This window comes from Noviherbaspirillum sp. (genome assembly GCF_035627455.1).
Lineage (GTDB): Bacteria > Pseudomonadota > Gammaproteobacteria > Burkholderiales > Burkholderiaceae_D > Noviherbaspirillum.
This window is the reverse complement of the sequence record NZ_DASPLS010000086.1, coordinates 90,119-109,057: the sequence shown is the minus strand read 5'-3', so window position 1 is coordinate 109,057 and position 18,939 is coordinate 90,119. Positions and strand designations below refer to the sequence as shown.

Below are 18,939 nucleotides of genomic sequence, written 5' to 3'. Positions count from 1 at the left end.
ATTCCGGCGCATCGAGCATGAACTTCGAGATCGGGTCGCCGCGATAGGTATCGACGCCGAGCGACACCACCAGCGCGTCCGGCGCGTAGCCGCGTATGCGCGCGCAGGCCGCCTCCAGCGCGTCGAACCACTGCGCATTGCTGCTGCCCTGCAGTCATAAGGAGAAGAAACTAATGAGCTTCACGAGAGCACTTTACTACCCATGGATTGAGATTCGTGATGAGCGCTGGCTTCGCTCGGCGTGCCTATATTGGGACAAGATTCACACAATAGTTCCCGCCAGCATCTCCAGTCCGTACTCAAAAAAGTTCTCTCGGGAACTTGAAGATGCAGGCGTTCTTGAGCCGTTAAGGGTCAATTCAAGACAACCGGAAATTGCCGCACTGACGAACGATGTGCTTGCCTTTCTTGAATCTCAAGAGGCCAGCGAACTACTGATCGGCAGAATTCCAGGTGCTTCAACGCCCATTCATCTTGACAAGCTCCCTCACGCGCTACGCGGGCTCTCCCGCATACATAACGAGAAATTTTCTTGGGAGCTAAGACATCGTCTCGAAGAACTTTGCCGCTCCGACGGTGAATGGCTCGAAATGAATGATGTGTTTTCTGACTACTACATGACGCTTTTAGCCAATCGATTGGCAGAGAGGAAGGGGCTTGGGTTACTAACCTCTTCATTCGCGGCGGACCGGCTCGTAAATTCCGCACGCTCTGGTAATAGAGCATGGGCGCGGGAACGCGGCTTTCGAGCAGCAAACTCTGCAAGCCTTCCGAGAACCCTAACTGAGGGAGCCGTCGTTGATTTACTGATCGGTGATCTATCGATCGCGCCGTCCGTTTCGCTGAAAACCTTGCTTGCCTTCCGTGAGAAGTATTCCGATGAGTTAGGACGCTTCCGGGCGAAGATTGGAGAACTAACATCTTCGATTCCAGACTCAGAGTCTTTCGAAGCTGCCAGGCAACATGCAAATGACTTGGTGGTAAACGAAATTCAACCTGCTCTAGCTGATTTGAAATCGGCGCTTAAAAGCAATCGCATAAGGACCATGACCGATGGGTTGCTCAAGGTGTCGTTTCTTTCGGCAGCGCCAACTTCGGCATTGGTTGCTGCTGGTTTGGCGCTTCCGACCGCACTTCTGGTCGGGGCTGGCATCTCTCTAACGGCAGCAACGGTGCTTCATTCGGAAGAGAGGAAGAAATTAAAGCGTGAGAATGCGTTCACCTATCTTCTGGCGCTTGAGCAAAATTTTTCATAGAGCTAGCCGTCGATGGCTAGCAATTATTTCACCAGACGGCCTCCAGCCACCGGTGGATTTCGCCGCTGAATCGCACGGCGAATGATCGCTATCGGCAAAGCTGATTGACCGGTTTGGGTCGGTATGGGACTCACCAGTGAATGTCACCAACGTCCGGTTGTCGGCCGCTTCCAGCCGTTGATACGAAAACTCAAAAATGCACCTCTTTTAGTAACGAAGGGCCAATTCGATGAACTGGCCCTTCGTTCTTCTTGGTGACCGGTTCCTTTTGGTAGGTTAGTCGCACGGACTATGTACTTCCAGTCACGGAACTTCGGCGTCAGTCACAGTTAATTTGGCGCCCTATGCCTGCATAAACAAAAAGCCCCTTTCGGGGCTTTTTGCGTTTATCACTTTCTGTGAAATTTAATTTTCACGTAAGTGACACATTTTGCATCTTCCATGAAACCCTACAGCGACGACAAGTTACACGTCAATATTCCCCGCCTGCAACGCATTACTCTCAATAAACGCCCGACGCGGTTCCACATCATCCCCCATCAGCGTCGTGAAAATCTGATCCGCCGCAATCGCATCCTCAATCTGCACCTTCAGCAGGCGCCGCACCGTCGGATCCATCGTGGTTTCCCACAGCTGCTCCGGATTCATCTCACCCAGCCCCTTGTAGCGCTGCTTGGAAACACCGCGCTCGGCTTCGTCGCGCAGCCAGCTCATCGCTTCGTGGAAGTCCTTGATCGCGATTTCCTTGGCCTTGTCGCCCTGGCCGCGGCGCACCAGCGCGCCCGGGCCGATCAGGCCCTTGAAGGTGGCGGCGGCGGCCGACAGCACCTGGTAGTCGGGGCCGTGGATGAAGTCGGCGTCGATGGTGCTGATCTTCATGTTGCCGAAGTGGCGGCGCTCCACGCGCAGCATGTGCTTGGCGGAGAGTTCGTCCGACTTGACGACGACTTCGACCGCCGGGTCGTTGATCGCCGTGGCCAGCGCCTGCGCGGAGGCGTCGGCGTTCTCGGCGTTGTCGAGGTTGAGCGTGACGCCGGTCATGATGGCCGACAGCGCCGCTTCGTCCATCGCGCGCGACAGGCGCATGATGATCGCGTTGGCGGTGTTGTACTGGCGGACCAGCTCGGCCAGCGCGTCGCCGACGATCGGTTGCGCATTCTCGGTCGGGATGATGGCGGCGTCGTTCAGCGCAACCTTCATCATGTAGCTGGCTTCCTCGACGTCGTCCTTCAGGTAGCGCTCGTCCTTGCCGTGCTTGACCTTGTACAGCGGCGGCTGCGCGATGTACACATGGCCGCGCTCGACCAGCGCCGGCATCTGGCGGTACAGCAGCGTGAGCAGCAGCGTGCGGATGTGCGCGCCGTCGACGTCCGCGTCGGTCATGATGATGATGCGGTGGTAGCGCAGCTTCTCGACGTTGAATTCGTCCGGGCCGATACTCGTTCCCAGCGTCGCGATCAGCGTAGTGATCTGCTCGGAGGACAGCATCTTTTCGAAGCGCGCCTTTTCGACGTTGAGCACCTTGCCGCGCAGCGGCAGGATCGCCTGGAACTTGCGGTCGCGGCCCTGCTTGGCGGAGCCGCCTGCGGAGTCACCCTCGACGATGTAGAGTTCGCACAGCGCCGGGTCCTTTTCCTGGCAGTCGGCCAGCTTGGCCGACAGGCCGAGGCCGTCCATCACGCCCTTGCGGCGCGTCAGTTCGCGCGCCTTGCGAGCGGCTTCCCGTGCGCGGGCGGCTTCGACGATCTTGCCGCAGATGATCTTGGCGTCGTTCGGCTTTTCCATCAGGAAGTCGGTGAGCGTCTTGGCGACGATTTCCTCGACCGGGCCGCGCACTTCGGAGGACACCAGCTTGTCCTTGGTCTGCGAGCTGAACTTCGGCTCGGGCACCTTCACCGACAGCACGCAGGTCAGGCCTTCGCGCATGTCGTCGCCGGAGATTTCGACTTTGGCTTTCTTGGCGAAGTCGTTTTCTTCAATGTACTTGTTGATGACGCGGGTCATCGCGGCGCGCAGGCCGGTCAGGTGGGTGCCGCCGTCGCGCTGCGGGATGTTGTTGGTGAAGCACAGCACCTGTTCGTTGAACGCGTCGTTCCACTGCATCGAGACGTCGACGCCGATCATCGTGCCCTGTTCGGAGACCTTCTCGCCGGTGGCCTGGAAGACGGTCGGGTGCAGCACGTTCTTGTTCTTGTTGATGTATTCGACGAAGCCGCGGGTGCCGCCTTCGAACGCGAAATCCTCTTCCTTGCCGGTGCGCTGGTCGGTCAGCTTGATGTGCACGCCGTTGTTCAGGAAGGAGAGTTCGCGGATGCGCTTGGCGAGGATGTCGTAGTGGAATTCGATGTGCGTGAAGATTTCTTCGTCGGCCCAGAAATGGACTTCGGTGCCGCGCTTGTCGGTTTCGCCGGTGACCTTGATCGGCGATACCTGCACGCCGTCCTGGAGTTCCAGTTCGCGGTTCTGCACCACGCCCTTGGCGAATTCCATCTGGTGCACCTTGCCGTCGCGGCGGATGGTCAGGCGCAGCAGCTTGGAGAGCGCGTTCACGCAGGACACGCCGACGCCGTGCAGGCCGCCGGAGACTTTGTAGGAGTTCTGGTCGAACTTTCCGCCCGCGTGCAGCTCTGTCATCACGATCTCGGCGGCGCTGCGCTTGGGGTCGTGCTTGTCGTCCCACTTGATGCCGGTGGGGATGCCGCGGCCGTTGTCGGTGATCGAGATCGAGTTGTCGGAGTGGATCGTGACGTGGATTTCGGTGCAGTGGCCGGCGAGAGCTTCGTCGATGGAGTTGTCGAGCACTTCGAACACGAGGTGGTGCAGGCCGGTGCCGTCAGACGTGTCGCCGATGTACATGCCGGGCCGCTTGCGGACTGCTTCGAGGCCTTCGAGGATCTGGATCGAGGATGCGCTGTAGCTGCTGGCTTGCTGCTCGCGGGGGGCTTCTTGAGGGAGTGCGGACATGGCTACCTTCTTAAAACGAAATGCGGCGAAAGAACGACTTGGCTGGCGGTCCCTTCCGTGTTGCGGAGAGGGTGGTGCGGATCTGCCGGATGGTTCGAGGACGTAGGGTGGGTAGCGTAGCGAAACGCACCAGACGCTCAACAGGCCGTGTTCGGTGGGTTTCGCTGCGCTCTACCCACCCTACAGTCCTTTATGCATCGCGGTTTTCCGGCCTATTCAGCGACCCTTCGGGCCGTTTGCCAAGAATTTTCAAATTCCCATAAATGCAGCAAAGGGGCTCGCCTTGACCACGGCTGCCCCCTTGCGGTTTCTGTTATCTGTTTAATCAAATACGCATCGGCATCACGACATACTTGAAGTCGGTGTTGTCCGGTACGGTGATCAACGCCGATGAGTTGGCGTCGCCAAGCGCGACGTTCACGCTGTCGCCCTTGAGGTTGTTCAGCACGTCGAGCAGGTAGGAGACGTTGAAGCCGATGTCGATGGAGTCGCCACCGTAGTCGATTTCGAGTTCTTCCACCGCCTCTTCCTGGTCGGCGTTGGTGGAGCTGATCTTCAGGCTGCCCGGGCTGATGATGCAGCGGACGCCCTTGAATTTATCGCTGGTCATGATCGCCGCGCGCTGCAGCGCGTGCAGCAGCGTCTGGCGGTCGATCGTGAAGTTGTTCTTGTAGCCCTTCGGGACCACCCGCGTGTAGTCCGGGAACTTGCCCTCGACCAGCTTGGAAATCAGTTCGATGTCGGCGAACGTGAGCTTGACCTGGTTGCTGGCGATCTCGACCTCGACCGGGTTGTCCTGGTCTTCCAGCAGGCGCTGCAGTTCGAGGATGGTCTTGCGCGGGATGATCACTTCCTGGCGCTGGAAATTCTGGTCGGTCTCGACCTGGCAGAACGCCAGGCGGTGGCCGTCGGTGGCGACCGCGATCACGTTCTTGCCGTCGACGACCAGCAAGAGGCCGTTCAGGTAGTAGCGGATGTCCTGCTGCGCCATCGCGAAGTGCACCATGTTGAACAGATGCTTGAGCGTCTTCTGCGGCAGCGTGACCTTCGCGTTGAAGTGCTCGGCCTGCGCGACCGTCGGGAATTCCTCGGCGGCCAGCGTCTGCAGCGCGAAGCGCGACTTGCCGGACTGGACCGTCATGCGCTTGTTCGCCAGCGACAGCGCGACGTCGCCGGAATCCGGCAGCGCGCGCAGGATGTCGAGCAGCTTGCGCGCGGCGACCGTGGTGGCGGCGACTTCGCCGCCGCTGCCGACATTGGCCGTCGTGGTGATCTGCACTTCGATGTCGGTGGACAGGAAGGAGACCTTTTCACCGTCCTTGCGAATGAGGATATTGGCCAGAATCGGCAGCGTGTGCCGACGCTCGACAATACCACTCACGATCTGCAGCGGTCGGAGAAGCGTGTCTCTTTGGGTTTTGACCAATTGCATGCTGTTGTCCTTATCGTGATCTGGTTTGAGACAGTGCTGAATCTGGTGAACAGGCAGGCCCCGGAAAGGTCGGAATCCGCCCTGGTCAAACTAAAAGCAAAACAACCTCTATTTTGACAGAAAAGGGGGGTTCCCAAGAAACCAAAGTGCAGGTTTTTTGCCTTCCTTGCAATCGACTGGGGGCGCCGCATTTATCCCTATGAATAATAGGGCCTTTCCGGCGCGCAAGCTTTGCTTGTTATTTGTGCAAACCCGCCTGCCGGGTTATCCACAAGCCGCTAGGCAGCTGTGGATTAGCGCGGATCAGCCCTTCAGGGTTTGCTCGAGCACGTGCAGCTCGTGGTTCACTTCCGGATTCTTGGAACGGTCGGCGGCGATCTTGCGCACCGCGTGCAGCACCGTGGTGTGGTCGCGGCCGCCGAACAGTTCGCCGATTTCCGGCAGGCTCTTCTGGGTCAGTTCCTTGGCCAGGTACATCGCGATCTGGCGCGGCCGGGCGATGTTGGCCGGGCGCTTCTTCGAGTACATGTCGGCGACCTTGATGTTGAAGAAGTCGGCGACGGTCTTCTGGATGTTCTCCACCGAGATCTGGCGGTTCTGCACCGACAGCAAGTCTTTCAGTGCTTCCTTGACAACATCGATCGTGATGTCCTTGCCGTGGAAACGCGAGTACGCAAGGATCTTGCGCAGCGCGCCTTCCAGTTCGCGCACGTTCGACCTTAAATGTTTGGCGACGAAGAATGCGACGTCGTCGTTCAGCACCACGCCTTCCGACGCCGCTTTTTTCAGCAGGATCGCGACCCGCATTTCCAGTTCCGGCGGCTCGACCGCGACCGTCAGGCCGGAGTCGAAACGGGAAATTAGGCGGTCGTCCATGCCGGTGATTTCCTTCGGATAGGTGTCGCTGGTGATGATGATCTGCTTCTTGGCGGCGATCAGCGCTTCGAACGCATAGAAGAATTCTTCCTGCGTGCGGCTCTTGCCGGCGAAGAACTGGATATCGTCGATCAGCAGCATGTCGAGCGAATGGTAGTAGCGCTTGAAGTCGTCGAAACCTTTGCGCTGGTAAGCGGTCACTACGTCGCGAACATACTGTTCAGCGTGGATGTAGCGGATGCGCACGCTTGGATTATCCTGCAGCAACTGGTTGCCGATCGCGTGGATCAGGTGCGTCTTGCCCAGGCCGACGCCGCCGTACAGGAACAGCGGGTTGTACGACACGCCGGGGTTGTTCGCGACCTGGATCGCGGCCGCGCGCGCCAGCTGGTTGGCTTTACCGGTGACGAAACTGTCGAAGGTCAGCGCCGGGTTGACCTTGCTGTGGTCGCGCTTCTTGGTTTCCTCGATGACGATATCGACGCGCTCGATCGGGTCCGGCATGTCGGCGAAGTCGTTGCCGCCGGCGGTCGCCAGCGCGGGCGCGGGCATGGCGGACGCGGCTGGCCGCTTCACCGCGTTGGTGCGCGGATCGAGCACGAACTGGACATCGATCGGTTCTTCCCAGTACTGGGAGGCGAGGGCGGTGATGCGGCTGGCAAACTGGGTCTTGACCCAGTCAAGCTTGAAGCGGTTGGGCGCTGCGATCCGCAGGCGTCCGTCCTCGAAGTCGAGCGGAACGAGCGGCTTGATCCAGGCACTGTACTGCTGAGGCGTGAGTTCCTGCTCCAGCATTGCGGAGCAAGTCTGCCAAAAATTTTCCATGAATTTTTCTATGTTTGATGTGTGGAAAATAACAAGCCCTGCGTCCTGCTCTCCTCCGGCAGTGCGCTGCGCAGCGAGCCCTCTTTGGCTTCGCGACTGCGCAGTGGGGTGCGGGAGCGGCATGCCGACGTCCAGGGCACATCCACACGGGACGGGTATTCTAACGCCGGGTCCGCCAGTTATCCACAGCCTTCGTCATTTTTCAGACATAAAAAAATGCTTGCAAATGTGGATAATTTGGGCTTAGGGAAGGATGCCGGGCTGGGTGATTACGGCGGGGAATTCTCGGACGCGGAAGCAAGCGGGCGCGGATGCGGCGCGGCATGAAGGCGGGCACTGACTTGCACCTCGTTAAGCCAATTTTCCCCGTCGTCCGCGCGCAGGCGGTGCCCATAATCCGGTAATGCAACCGGCAGAGTTGCCAGCGAAAAAGGATGTTTACGTTCAGCATGGATCCCCGCCTGCGCGGGGACGACGGGGCGAGGCTGGACTCAGCGCGGGCATTTCGGCCCGCCGGCGAGCAACACACCGCCTGCATCGGGTAGCGCTACGCGATGGCACGCCGAATTGCCGGGTTATGGGTCCCCGCCTGCGCGGGGACGAGGGGGTAAGGGTGGACGCATCGCGGGCATTCCCGCCCGCCGGCAAGCAGCACACCGCTTGCATCTGGTACCGCTACGCGATGGCACGCGACATTGCCGGGTTATGGGTCCCCGCCTGCGCGGGGACGACGGGGTGACGCCGGCAGGTATCGCGGCCATTCGCCGCCCGCCTGCGCCAGCCGCGGCAAACGCATCCGAACCACGACGCGACGGCGCGCGGCCGCATTGCCATTCCCGCACGCCTCTAAGTGATTGACATACAAGCAGAAATTAAGGTTTAATTGCGGGTTCACTGCCTGTCACGTTTTGTGGCCAAAACACGAAACAAGAATGGGCTGCGTGATGATCCCACCCATTTTTGCCGAATAAGCGAGACCAAAATGAAACGTACTTACCAACCTTCCGTCGTCCGCCGCAAGCGCACCCATGGCTTCCGCGTTCGCATGGCTACCCGCGGTGGCCGCGCCGTGCTGAATGCCCGTCGCGCCAAGGGCCGCAAGCGCCTGGCTGTCTAAGCCAAGCCTGCCCCTGAAGCTGCCGGCGTGAGCGAAGAACGTTCACACAACTACGCACGCACCCGGCGCATCGTGAAAACGGATGATTTTTCATCCGTTTTTCGTTTGCGGCCCGTGCAGCGGTCGGCGCATTTTGTGCTCTACGCGCGCCGCAACGAGTTGAGCCACGCCCGGCTGGGCATCGTCGCCGCCAAGCGCTTCGCGCCGCGCGCGGTGACCCGCAACACGATCAAGCGCGTCGCGCGCGAACTGTTCCGCCAATCCGTGCTGCCGCCAATCGACTGCATCGTCCGCCTGTCGCGTCCGGTCAATTCCCGGAGCGGTCCGGCGACCGGGGCCCGGCTCAAGGCGGAACTGCGCCAGGAGCTGGCGCAACTCATCGGCTCCCAAGCCGCACGCGCGGCCCCATCCACTCCGGAATCCCGCTGATGAAATCGCTTTTGCTGCTACTATTGCGCGCGTACCAGCTGGGCATCAGTCCTTTCCTCGGCCAGAACTGCCGTTTTTATCCGAGCTGCTCCACCTATGCCGCCGAAGCGATCCGCGAACACGGCGCGGCCAGGGGCGGCCTGCTCGCGGCGAAGCGGCTGTGCAAATGCCATCCCTGGCATCCGGGAGGGCTGGATCCGGTACCGAAAAAAGCGGCGGGCGGACAGCAGGATGCGGACTGCGCCTGCCAGCACCATTGAATTTCTGATTACTCAAGCACAATAAAGAGCTATGGATATCCAACGTACCATCCTGTGGGTCGTGTTCTCCCTGTCCCTGCTACTGCTGTGGGACAACTGGATGCGCTATAACGGCAAACAGTCGATGTTCTTCCCGACCCCGACCCAGCAGGAAGCCAGGCCGGGCGCCGCGGGCGCTTCGCCGGCGGCGAAGTCGGACGTGCCGCAGGCCACTGCCGGTGCGCAGGCGCCTGCCGCGGTTCCGGGGGCGGCCGCAGCGGTCAAGGGCGAAGTCGTGACCATCACCACCGACGTGGTGAAGGCGGAGATCGACACCGCCGGCGGCGAGCTCAAGCGCCTCGAGCTGCTCAAGCACAAGGACACCGTCGACCAGAGCAAGAACATGGTGCTGTTCGACGCCGGCACCAAGCATGTGTACCTCGCGCAGAGCGGCCTGATCGGCGGCAATTTCCCGAACCACAAGTCGCCGTTCGTCGCCAAGCCGGGTCCGCGCACGCTGGACGGCAAGGACGAGCTGCAACTGGTGCTGGAATCGGAGCAGGGCGGCGTCAAGCTGGTCAAGACCTATACCTTCCGCAAGGGCGACTACGCGATCGGCGTCAAGCATGACGTGGTCAACAACAGCGGCGCGCCGATCGCGCCGTCGGTGTACATGCAGCTGGTCCGCGACGGCAACAAGCCGGAAGGCGAGTCGCAGTTCTACAGCACCTTCACCGGCCCGGTGGTGTACACCGATGCCGAGAAGTACCAGAAGATGGAATTCGAGGACATCGAGGAAGGCAAGAACAAGCACGTGACCAAGGCCGCCGACGGCTGGGTGGCGCTGGTGCAGCACTACTTCGTGTCGGCGCTGCTGCCGCCGCAGAACGCGCAGCGCGAAATCTACACGAAGAAGGTCGACAACAACCTGTACTCGGTCGGCACCATCCTGCCGATGGGGACGGTGGCGCCGGGCGCGACCGGGTCGATGGCGGCGCAGCTGTACGCCGGCCCGCAGGAAACCGACCGCCTGGAAAAGCTGGCGCCGGGCCTGGACCTGGTGAAGGACTACGGCTGGCTGACCATTCTCGCCAAGCCGATCTTCTGGCTGATGGACCAGATCCACAAGGTGCTGGGCAACTGGGGCTGGACCATCATCGTGCTGACCATCCTGATCAAGCTGGCGTTCTTCCCGCTGTCGGCCGCGAGCTACCGCAGCATGGCGAAGATGAAGACGGTCACCCCGAAGATGCAGTCGATCCGCGAGCGCTACAAGAGCGATCCGCAGAAGATGAACCAGGCGATGATGGAGCTGTACCGCACCGAAAAGATCAATCCGCTCGGCGGCTGCCTGCCGATCCTGGTGCAGATCCCGGTGTTCATCGCGCTGTACTGGGTGCTGCTGGCATCGGTTGAAATGCGCAACGCGCCGTGGCTGGGCTGGATCCAGGATCTGGCGTCGCCCGACCCGTGGTACATCCTGCCGGTCGTGATGGCGATCTCGATGTTCATCCAGACCAAGCTGAACCCGACGCCGCCGGATCCGATCCAGGCCAAGGTGATGATGTTCATGCCGATCATCTTCTCGGTGATGTTCTTCTTCTTCCCTGCCGGCCTGGTGCTGTACTGGGTGGTGAACAACATCCTGTCGATCGCGCAGCAGTGGGTGATCACGAAGAATATCGAAGCCGGCAAGACGGCTTGATCTGCCTGAGAGTTCCGGGAAAGCCCGCGCGGTGCGCGGGCTTTTTTGTTTGTGGGCACATGCCCCGACGATAAGACCGTCCAGCGAATTCCGTCGATGTTGCAATTGCATCCGTGCCGCTAGTTTTCATTGCTCAGCAACCCTACCCAACCCTAGAATCCCCCCATGAACTACGACTCTTCCCCCATCGCCGCGATCGCCACCGCACCCGGGCGCGGCGGCATCGGCGTGGTGCGCGTGTCCGGCAAGGACATCAAGGCGGTGATGCAGGCGGTCTGCGGCAACGCCGGCCTGAAGCCGCGCTATGCGACCTACCTGCCCTTCCTGAACGCCGACGGCAGCGCGATCGACCAGGGCATCGCGCTCTACTTCAAGGCGCCGCATTCGTATACCGGCGAGGATGTGCTCGAGCTGCAGGGCCACGGCGGCCCGGTGGTGCTGCAGATGCTGCTGGCGCGCTGCCTGGAGGCGGGCCGGGAGATCGGCCTGCGCGTCGCGCAGCCGGGTGAATTCACGCACCGCGCATTCCTGAACGACAAGCTCGACCTCGCGCAGGCGGAGGCGGTGGCCGACCTGATCGAGGCATCGACCGAGGCGGCGGCGAAATCCGCATCGCAATCGCTGTCAGGCGTGTTTTCAAAAACCATCCATGACCTGGTCGACCAGGTGATCCACCTGCGCATGCTGGTGGAGGCGACGCTGGACTTCCCGGAGGAAGAGATCGACTTCCTCGAGAAGTCCGACGCGCGCGGCCAGCTCGCGCGCATCCGCGCCAAGCTGGAGGAAGTGTTCGCGCAGGCGTCGCAGGGCGCGCTGCTGCGCGAGGGCCTGAACGTGGTGCTGGCCGGGCAGCCGAACGTCGGCAAGTCGTCGCTGCTCAACGCGCTGGCCGGCGCCGAGGTCGCGATCGTGACGCCGATCGCCGGCACCACGCGCGACAAGGTGACCGAGACGATCCAGATGGAAGGCATCCCGCTGCACATCATCGACACCGCCGGCATCCGCGACGCCGGCGACGAGGTGGAACGCATCGGCATCGAGCGCACCTGGGGCGAAGTGTCGAAGGCGGACGTGATCGTGCACCTGCTTGACGCCAGCCGCGGACCGACGCGGGAGGATGAAGAGATCATTGAACGCTTCCCGCCGAACGTGCCGGTGCTGCGGATCTGGAACAAGATCGACCTGTCGGGCCACAGGCCGGCGGTGGACCGCATGCCGGATGCGACGCACATCTACCTGTCGGCGACCGACCGCCGCGGCATCGACCTGCTGCGCGCCGAGCTGTTGCGTGCGGCCGGCTGGCAACAGACCGGCGAGTCGCGCTTCCTGGCGCGCGAGCGGCACCTGCTGGCGCTGAAAGCGGCGCGCAACCACCTCGAGGTGGCCGCCGAACACATCGCGACCGACAGCGGCACCAGCGATCACGCGCTCGACCTGCTGGCCGAGGAATTACGAATTACGCAGGAGCGTCTGAACAGCATTACCGGAGAATTTTCGTCGGATGATCTTCTTGGCGTAATTTTCAGCCGTTTTTGCATCGGAAAATGAAGAATATTCGGACGCGTGCCGACTTCCAGTCTTTTGTTTTTTAAAAAAGCCGTGTAGTATTCGGCCACGAAATAAAGAAATCCTCTTCAGGATGATCGAAGGAGACACGAAAGCCCGCCTCGCGCAAGCCTGGCGGGCTTTTTATTTTCTGTTGTTATAACTTTCGTGAATGGTTGTCATCACGAGAATAAAGAGGAAATATTTGTTGCGGCGCGGTACTATTCTTCCTGTCTCCTCCAACTCTTCTTGAATTGGATTCGCCCGCTAACCGCAAGGTCAGCGGGCTTTTTTTTGCCCGTCGCCGGCGGACCCCTTCATCGCGTGCCGCCTCCATCCTGCCTTGCGCTTAATCAAACGCAACTTTCCCTGAAAATTCATCGACTTACGGTTGCCGGCCGGTGCTTGTCCACAGATTTAGCCACAGCAATTGTGGGTAAGGCGCAAGCGACCGCTGTCGCGCGCCGGCGTTCGCATCCCCGCCTTGCGCGCGGGCAGAAGCGCCGCCGCAGCTGCTTGAGGTGACACAAGATAGCAAAAAGACAATGGGATATACCTGTTACATCGCTACTACAGGAGTCCCACATGCACAGCCCGCTGCCTGATTTCGATGTATTGCTGGCGCTACACCGGCACGATCCCGAAGCGCTGGAGGATTTCCGCCGCCATGTGCTGCGCGAAGCGGTCGACTACGCGCCGCTGGAGCACCGCGCTTCGCTCGAACAACTGCTGGTGCGCATCGAGGAAGCGCGCAACGCGGCGGCAAGCCCGATGGAAGCGGCGGTTACCGCATTCCAGATGATGCAGGAATCGGTGACGAAGCTGCAGGGCGGCTGGGAACAGGCGCTGGAAGCCGTGGCCGGCCTGCAGACGACGCTGCTGCTGGAACGCCTGCGCGGTGCGGCCTGACCCGGCCTGCCTTGCGTTTCATCAAAGGAAAAATTCCTTTTTGAATCATTGAGTTGACGCGGCTTATACCGGGTTGTCCACAGTTTTGTCCACGGCAGATGTGGGCAAGTGGCGGCAGGCGGAAGGCAAGCGCCGGCGCTACTGCCGGCGCCGCTGTCACGCAGCGTCGGGATGACTGGCCGTGAACTGCGCTTCTTCTTCCGGCGTCATCGCATGGACCAGGAATACGCTGTCGGTCCAGACGGTTTCTGCATGGCCGCAGTGGGGACAGATAATGCTTTCCGCGTTGCCGCTGGATCGCCCGCCGAATTCGTTCACCTGGTACGGGCGGCGGCAGTCGGGATTGATGCAACGTTGGAAACGCATGGTCTTGCTCGCTAAGTGTTACCTGCGCGTCATGAATGCGGGGCGCAGGTATTGTAGGAGCAGTTTCTTCACGTGCACAGTCTTGGTGCGCGCATCCGCAATGGATGTTGAGAATTATCAATCCTGATACCGGCCGGTGGCGGCCTGGCATCGCGTGCGCCGGTCAGATGCGCTGCGCGCAGCGGCAGGAGAGCGCGCGCAAGGACCGGCAGCGCGCAGCCCGCACCTCCGTGCCGGCGGGCTCAGCGCACGTCGGCCAGGATGCGGTGCGCAAGCGCGACCGCCTGCTCCAGCGCCTGTTCCGGACTGTCCGATGGCGCGTCCACCGTATGCTGGCGGTCTTCGCTGCCGGCGCCGTTCTGGTGGCTGATCAGTACCACGCCGCGGAATTTGCCGTCTGCTTCTTCCTGGATGTCCGCCTGCGCGACCCAGTCTGCCTTGGTGTACTTGATGGCTGCCATGTTTCGCCCTCCTTCAGGCTGGTATGACTGCCGGACCCCGGGGATGTTCGCCCGCGCCTTGATTTTCATCAAGGCAAAAATGTCCTTGAGAATCATACAGATAGCCATGCTTTTCCCGGCTTGTCCACAGACTTGGGCACAGGAATTGTGGGCAATCCGGGCTAGGCTGCCGCCCGCCGCGCGTGGCCCAGCTGCGCGGCGACCCGCTCGAGCACGGCAGGCGGGCTGATCGGCTTGGTGATGTAATCGGCCGCGCCCAGCGCCCGGCCCAGTTGCATATCCTCCTCGCTGGCGCGGGAAGTCAGGAAGATCACCGGAATTGCCGCGGTGTGCGGCGCCGCCTTCAGGCGCCGGCAGGCTTCGTGGCCATCCATTTCCGGCATCACGACATCAAGCAGGATCAGGTCGGGCGGCGGCGAGGCCGATGCAATCTGCAGTGCCTTCGCGCCGCTGGTCGCGACCTTCACCCGGTAGCGTTCCTTGAGCAGGGCCGACAGCAGCGCGATGTTGTCCGGCGTGTCGTCCACCAGCAGGATCGTCGGCTTGCCCGGCGCCCGGTTTGCGTCAGTCATCAAAGCTCCTCTCCGGTTTCATATCCGGCTTCGGCGGCGCCGGCGCGCAGCAGCGCCAGCGCCGCGTCGAAGTCGTACTGGCGCGCGGCATGCGCGATCTCGGCAAAGACCGCCGCATCGAGCGCGCCGCTCAGCAGCTGTTCCGCCTGCCCGAGCAGGTCGGTGGCCTCGCTGTCGCTGTCGCGCAGCAGGAAGGCGAAGCGGCGGATCACCTCCTGCACCTGTTCGCGGCCTGCCTCGGGCGCAGCCGGCAGCTCGGGGGCCGCCGGCCGCTGCGCCGCCAGTGTGCGGTCGACTGCGCCAAGCACGATGGCCAGCGCGCCATCGAGTTCATCCACCAGCGGCTGCAATTGTTCCGGCGGCCGGCCCTCGTGCACGCCGGCTTCGACCTGTCCCGCCAGCGCCTGCACCGTCTTCGCACCGAGCAGGCCGGCGACGCCCTTGAGCGTATGCGCGAGGCGTTCGGCCAGCACCGCGTCCGACGCCAGCGCGGCGCGGATCGCCGCCGTGGTGTCGCGCTGGCCGTCGCGGAACCGATCCAGCATCTGCAGGTAGAAATCGCGGTTGCCGAGCGCCCGCGCCAGGCCGTCGCGCACGTCGATGCCTTCGATCTCGAGGTCCGGATGCGCCGGCGCCGCCGCTTCGGCGGGCTGCGCATCGTGCGCCAGGTACTGCGAACACCAGCGCGCGAGCGCCTCGTACAGTTCGCCCGGGTCGATCGGCTTGGCCAGGTGGTCGTTCATGCCGGAGGCGAAGCAGCGCTCGCGCTCTTCGACCAGCGCATGCGCGGTCATCGCCAGCACCGGCAGCACGTCGAAGCGTGCATTGGCGCGGATGCGGCGGGTCGCTTCATGGCCGTCCATTTCCGGCATCTGCACATCCATGAACACCAGGCCGTAGCGTTCCGGCCCGGCAAGCATCAGCTTGTCGAGCGCGATGCGGCCGTTGCCCGCGATGTCGACCTCGATCCCGGCCGCCTGCATCATTTCCTTTGCGATCTGCTGGTTGATTTCATTGTCCTCGACCAGCAACACCGTCAGGCCGCGGAAGCGCGGAATCTGCTCCGTTGCCGCCACGCGCGGGCTGCGGTGGCGCGGCATGAACAGCTCGACCAGCGCATCGACCAGCACCGAGGCGTTGACCGGCTTCATCAGGAAACTGTCGGGCCGCGCGCGCTCGATGCGGAAGCGCGCTTCCTCGCGGCCGTGCGAGCTGAGCAGCACCATGCGCGGCGGCGCGTTGAGCGCGGCGTCCGCCTTGACCGCGGCGATCAGGTCGACGCCGTCCATGCCCGGCATGTCGAGGTCGGTAAACACCACGCCGTAGGGACGCAACGCGTCCGCGCCGTGGATCATGTCGAGCGCCTCGCCCGCGCCGCACGCCAGGTCGACCTGCAGCGGCAGCGCGGCCAGGCTGTCGGCCAGCACCGCGCGCGCGCTCGGATTGTCGTCGACCACCAGCACCCGCATGCCGTTGATCGCATTGGGCGCAACCCGGCGCCGGTCCTGCCCTTCGGCCAGTCCGAACCAGGCGGTGAAGCGGATCACCGTGCCCACCCCGGGTTCGCTTTCCAGCCAGATGGTGCCGCCCATCAGTTCGACCAGGCGCTTGGCGATCGACAGGCCGAGTCCGGTGCCGCCGTATTTGCGCGTCGTCGATTCATCGGCCTGGCTGAAGGCGCGGAACAGTTTCGCGGTCTGCCCGGGCGTCATGCCGATGCCGGTATCGCGCACCACGAACTGCAGCAGCACGCGCTCGCCGGCCAGCTCGAGCCGGCGGCAGGCGACGTGCACTTCGCCGCGCTCGGTGAACTTGATCGCATTGTTGATCAGGTTGATCAGCACCTGCCCCAGGCGCAGCGGGTCGCCGACCAGTCCGCGCGGAATGTCGAGCGGCACCTGGAACAGGTATTCCAGCCGCTTTTCATGCGCGCGCGCGCCGGTGACGGCGGCGACGTTGTTCAGCACGTCGTCGAGGCTGAAGCTGACCTGCTCGATGTCGAGCTTGCCGGCCTCGATCTTGGAAAAGTCGAGAATGTCGTTGATGATGCCCAACAGCGACATCGCGGCGCTGCGGATCTTTTCGATGTAGTCGCGCTGCTTGGGATCGAGTCCGGTGCGCAGCGCGAGGTGGGCCATGCCGATGATCGCGTTCATCGGGGTGCGGATTTCATGGCTCATGTTGGCCAGGAACATCGACTTGGCACGCGTGGTTTCTTCCGCATGGCGGCGCGCCAGCTCGGCTTCCTTCAGCTCGGCCTGGATCTGCAGCGTCTCCAGCCGGATGCGCTCCGCCATGCTCTGCCTGAGGCTGTCTTCGAGGCGCTTGCGCTCGGTGACGTCGGTCATGAAGGACAGCGTCGCCGGCCGGCCTTCCCATTCGATCATCACCGCCGACAGCTGCACCCAGATCACCGCGAGGGTCTGCGCATTGACGATGCGGAACTGGTAGTACTGCTCGACCTGTTCGCCGCGCAGGCGGCGCATGTGGTGGTCGATCACCAGCGGCCGGTCGTCCGGATGGATCGGGGCCACGAACGGCAGCCGGGACAATTCTTCCTGCGAATACCCGGTCAGCTGCCGCAGGCGCGGATTGGAAAACACGATATGGCCGTTCTGCACCACGAAGATGCACTCGGTCACGTTGTCGACCACCTGGCGGTGGTGTTCTTCCGACTTGTTGAGCGCGATTTCCAGCTCGCGCCGCTTGGTGATGTCCATCACCACCCACACCGTGCCGCATGACAGGTCCTTCGGGTTCACCGCGCGGCCCGACAGGTAGGCCCAGAACAGGCTGCCGTCGCTGCGCCGCATCTGCAGCTCGCATTCGAAGGTCTCGCCGCGGCTGACCGCCGCTGCGACGGTCGCTCCCGTTTCCAGGTAGGCTTCGCGCGACGGATAGAGGAATTCGAGCGACATGCCGGCGGCGGTTGCGCGGTCGACGCCGAAGATCTGGTACATCGCGCGGTTGCCCCAGATCGCGCGGCCCTCGGCATTCAGGAACACGATGCCGACGATTGAGTTTTCCAGCACCGTTTCGCGTTCGGCCAGCGTCTGCTTGAGCTTGTCCTCGAGCGCCTTGCGCTCGGTAATGTCGGTGATGAAGGCGAGCGCCGCGGGACGGCCCTCCCACTCGATGGTGACGGACGCGATCTCGACCCAGATCGTATTGCCACTGTTCATGTTGATGACACGGAAGACAGCATTCTGGTCGACGTCCTCGCCGCGCATGCGCCGCTGGTAGCGCTCCATCACGCGCTCGCGGTCGTCCGGATGGAGGTCCTGGCCGAGCGGCCGTCCGATCATCTGCTCGCGCGTGTAGCCGGTCATCTTCAGCACCTGCCGGTTGGCGAACACGACGCAGCCGTCCTGCAGGACCAGGATGCCCTCGGTCGCATTGTCGACCACCTGGCGGTGGTGCTCCTCGGACTTGATCAGCGCTTCCTGCTGGCGGCGCCGCTCGGTCTGGTCCGACAAAAAGGCAAGCATCGCCGGCTGGCCTTCCCAGTCGATGCGCACCGCGCTCGACTCCACCCACACCACCTGTCCGCCGCGCTGCAGCACGCGGAACTGCGCGTACTGCCCGAGCGGCGCCGCACCGGTCAGGCGCCGTTCCAGGCGCTGCCGCAACGCGCCGATGTCTTCCGGGTGCACCAGCGCAGCAAACGGCAGCTGCAGCAGCTGGTCGAGCGCATAACCGGACAGCGTGACCGCGCGCGGGTTGCCGTAAATGATGCGCTCGCCCTGCAGCACGATGATCGCCTCGCTGACGTTTTCCACCACGTTGCGGTACAGGTCCTGGGACCGGCGCAGCGCGGTTTCCTGCGCCGCCTTGCGCGAATCGATGTCGGTGAAGGTCACCACCACGCGGCGCTGGCCGTCCTTGACGGTGATCGCCTTGAAGCTGATCAGCGCGGTCAGCAGGGTGCCGTTGCGCCGGCGCACGCGCCATTCATCGGGAAGGGCGGCATGTTCGGCGAACAGGGCGTCGATGAAACGCTGGCCGTACGCCGCCACTTCCGGCGGCGCCGTCATCGTCCACGGGCGGCCCAGGATTTCGCCGGCGGAATAGCCGAGCATGTCGCAGAATGCGCGGTTGACGCGCTGGTACACGCCGTGCTCGTCGAGGAAGCAGATCCCCAGTCCGGTGGCGTCGAATGCCGTGCTCAGCAGTTCGTAGTCGTCCTGCTCCGGCGGGGTTGTTATTGGATTGCCCGTCATCGTGCCGCCTGCTTGTTTGTTGT

The 18,939-nt window shown here is 62.5% G+C and carries 14 protein-coding genes; 7 read left to right on the top strand and 7 right to left on the bottom strand.

Going from position 1 to position 18,939, the window contains the following annotated elements:
- The first annotated feature begins 173 nt into the window (after positions 1–173).
- Complete coding sequence (locus VEC01_RS17055; RefSeq protein ID WP_324902107.1) at positions 174–1,256, top strand: DUF6236 family protein; 1,083 nt, start codon at positions 174–176, stop codon at positions 1,254–1,256.
- Between the two features lie 465 nt (positions 1,257–1,721).
- Here the strand turns inward: VEC01_RS17055 and gyrB are convergent, their stop codons facing one another.
- The 3 genes from gyrB to dnaA form a co-directional block, all read right to left on the bottom strand.
- Positions 1,722–4,220, bottom strand: a complete 2,499-nt coding sequence (gene gyrB / locus VEC01_RS17050) for a DNA topoisomerase (ATP-hydrolyzing) subunit B (protein WP_324902106.1) — start codon at positions 4,218–4,220, stop codon at positions 1,722–1,724.
- Between the two features lie 325 nt (positions 4,221–4,545).
- Positions 4,546–5,652 (bottom strand): DNA polymerase III subunit beta, encoded by a 1,107-nt coding sequence (dnaN, locus tag VEC01_RS17045; protein ID WP_324902105.1) that lies wholly within the window; start codon positions 5,650–5,652, stop codon positions 4,546–4,548.
- A gap of 303 nt (positions 5,653–5,955) precedes the next feature.
- On the bottom strand, positions 5,956–7,353 hold the full coding sequence (gene dnaA, locus VEC01_RS17040; RefSeq protein WP_324902104.1) for a chromosomal replication initiator protein DnaA: 1,398 nt from the start codon (positions 7,351–7,353) through the stop codon (positions 5,956–5,958).
- A gap of 982 nt (positions 7,354–8,335) precedes the next feature.
- On the opposite strand from dnaA, the gene rpmH reads away from it, so the two are divergent.
- The 6 genes from rpmH (at position 8,336) to VEC01_RS17010 (ending at position 13,297) form a co-directional block, all read left to right on the top strand.
- Positions 8,336–8,470 carry a 50S ribosomal protein L34 gene (gene rpmH / locus VEC01_RS17035; RefSeq protein ID WP_040041456.1) on the top strand — a complete coding sequence of 45 codons (135 nt, stop codon included), beginning with the start codon at positions 8,336–8,338 and terminating at the stop codon, positions 8,468–8,470.
- 27 nt (positions 8,471–8,497) lie between these two features.
- Complete coding sequence (gene rnpA / locus VEC01_RS17030) at positions 8,498–8,899, top strand: ribonuclease P protein component (protein WP_324902103.1); 402 nt, start codon at positions 8,498–8,500, stop codon at positions 8,897–8,899.
- Complete coding sequence (gene yidD, locus VEC01_RS17025) at positions 8,899–9,159, top strand: membrane protein insertion efficiency factor YidD (RefSeq protein ID WP_324902102.1); 261 nt, start codon at positions 8,899–8,901, stop codon at positions 9,157–9,159. Before rnpA ends, yidD begins: the two co-directional genes overlap by 1 nt.
- A gap of 31 nt (positions 9,160–9,190) precedes the next feature.
- Positions 9,191–10,843, top strand: a complete 1,653-nt coding sequence (gene yidC / locus VEC01_RS17020; RefSeq protein WP_324902101.1) for a membrane protein insertase YidC — start codon at positions 9,191–9,193, stop codon at positions 10,841–10,843.
- A 165-nt stretch (positions 10,844–11,008) separates the two neighbouring features.
- On the top strand, positions 11,009–12,391 hold the full coding sequence (mnmE, locus tag VEC01_RS17015) for a tRNA uridine-5-carboxymethylaminomethyl(34) synthesis GTPase MnmE (RefSeq protein ID WP_324902100.1): 1,383 nt from the start codon (positions 11,009–11,011) through the stop codon (positions 12,389–12,391).
- A 582-nt stretch (positions 12,392–12,973) separates the two neighbouring features.
- Positions 12,974–13,297 carry a DUF3135 domain-containing protein gene (locus VEC01_RS17010; RefSeq protein WP_324902099.1) on the top strand — a complete coding sequence of 108 codons (324 nt, stop codon included), beginning with the start codon at positions 12,974–12,976 and terminating at the stop codon, positions 13,295–13,297.
- A 156-nt stretch (positions 13,298–13,453) separates the two neighbouring features.
- On the opposite strand, the gene VEC01_RS17005 is transcribed toward VEC01_RS17010, so the two are convergent.
- The 4 genes from VEC01_RS17005 to VEC01_RS16990 form a co-directional block, all read right to left on the bottom strand.
- A complete protein-coding gene (locus tag VEC01_RS17005) occupies positions 13,454–13,663 on the bottom strand; it encodes a hypothetical protein (protein WP_324902098.1) in 210 nt (69 codons plus the stop codon).
- A gap of 242 nt (positions 13,664–13,905) precedes the next feature.
- A complete protein-coding gene (locus tag VEC01_RS17000; protein ID WP_324902097.1) occupies positions 13,906–14,124 on the bottom strand; it encodes a hypothetical protein in 219 nt (72 codons plus the stop codon).
- Between the two features lie 161 nt (positions 14,125–14,285).
- Positions 14,286–14,696 (bottom strand): response regulator, encoded by a 411-nt coding sequence (locus VEC01_RS16995; protein ID WP_324902096.1) that lies wholly within the window; start codon positions 14,694–14,696, stop codon positions 14,286–14,288.
- Positions 14,696–18,916, bottom strand: a complete 4,221-nt coding sequence (locus VEC01_RS16990) for a PAS domain S-box protein (RefSeq protein WP_324902095.1) — start codon at positions 18,914–18,916, stop codon at positions 14,696–14,698. The genes VEC01_RS16995 and VEC01_RS16990 overlap by 1 nt, the downstream gene beginning before the upstream one ends.
- Between the last annotated feature and the right edge of the window lie 23 nt (positions 18,917–18,939).

What these genes read in the sequence shown, in the direction of transcription:
- VEC01_RS17055 (WP_324902107.1), top strand. Translation starts at nt 174, where the DNA reads ATGAGCTTCACGAGAGCACTTTACTACCCATGGATTGAGATTCGTGAT.
- gyrB (WP_324902106.1), bottom strand. Translation starts at nt 4,220, where the DNA reads ATGTCCGCACTCCCTCAAGAAGCCCCCCGCGAGCAGCAAGCCAGCAGC.
- dnaN (WP_324902105.1), bottom strand. Translation starts at nt 5,652, where the DNA reads ATGCAATTGGTCAAAACCCAAAGAGACACGCTTCTCCGACCGCTGCAG.
- dnaA (WP_324902104.1), bottom strand. Translation starts at nt 7,353, where the DNA reads ATGGAAAATTTTTGGCAGACTTGCTCCGCAATGCTGGAGCAGGAACTC.
- rpmH (WP_040041456.1), top strand. Translation starts at nt 8,336, where the DNA reads ATGAAACGTACTTACCAACCTTCCGTCGTCCGCCGCAAGCGCACCCAT.
- yidD (WP_324902102.1), top strand. Translation starts at nt 8,899, where the DNA reads ATGAAATCGCTTTTGCTGCTACTATTGCGCGCGTACCAGCTGGGCATC.
- yidC (WP_324902101.1), top strand. Translation starts at nt 9,191, where the DNA reads ATGGATATCCAACGTACCATCCTGTGGGTCGTGTTCTCCCTGTCCCTG.
- mnmE (WP_324902100.1), top strand. Translation starts at nt 11,009, where the DNA reads ATGAACTACGACTCTTCCCCCATCGCCGCGATCGCCACCGCACCCGGG.
- VEC01_RS17010 (WP_324902099.1), top strand. Translation starts at nt 12,974, where the DNA reads ATGCACAGCCCGCTGCCTGATTTCGATGTATTGCTGGCGCTACACCGG.
- VEC01_RS17005 (WP_324902098.1), bottom strand. Translation starts at nt 13,663, where the DNA reads ATGCGTTTCCAACGTTGCATCAATCCCGACTGCCGCCGCCCGTACCAG.
- VEC01_RS17000 (WP_324902097.1), bottom strand. Translation starts at nt 14,124, where the DNA reads ATGGCAGCCATCAAGTACACCAAGGCAGACTGGGTCGCGCAGGCGGAC.
- VEC01_RS16995 (WP_324902096.1), bottom strand. Translation starts at nt 14,696, where the DNA reads ATGACTGACGCAAACCGGGCGCCGGGCAAGCCGACGATCCTGCTGGTG.
- VEC01_RS16990 (WP_324902095.1), bottom strand. Translation starts at nt 18,916, where the DNA reads ATGACGGGCAATCCAATAACAACCCCGCCGGAGCAGGACGACTACGAA.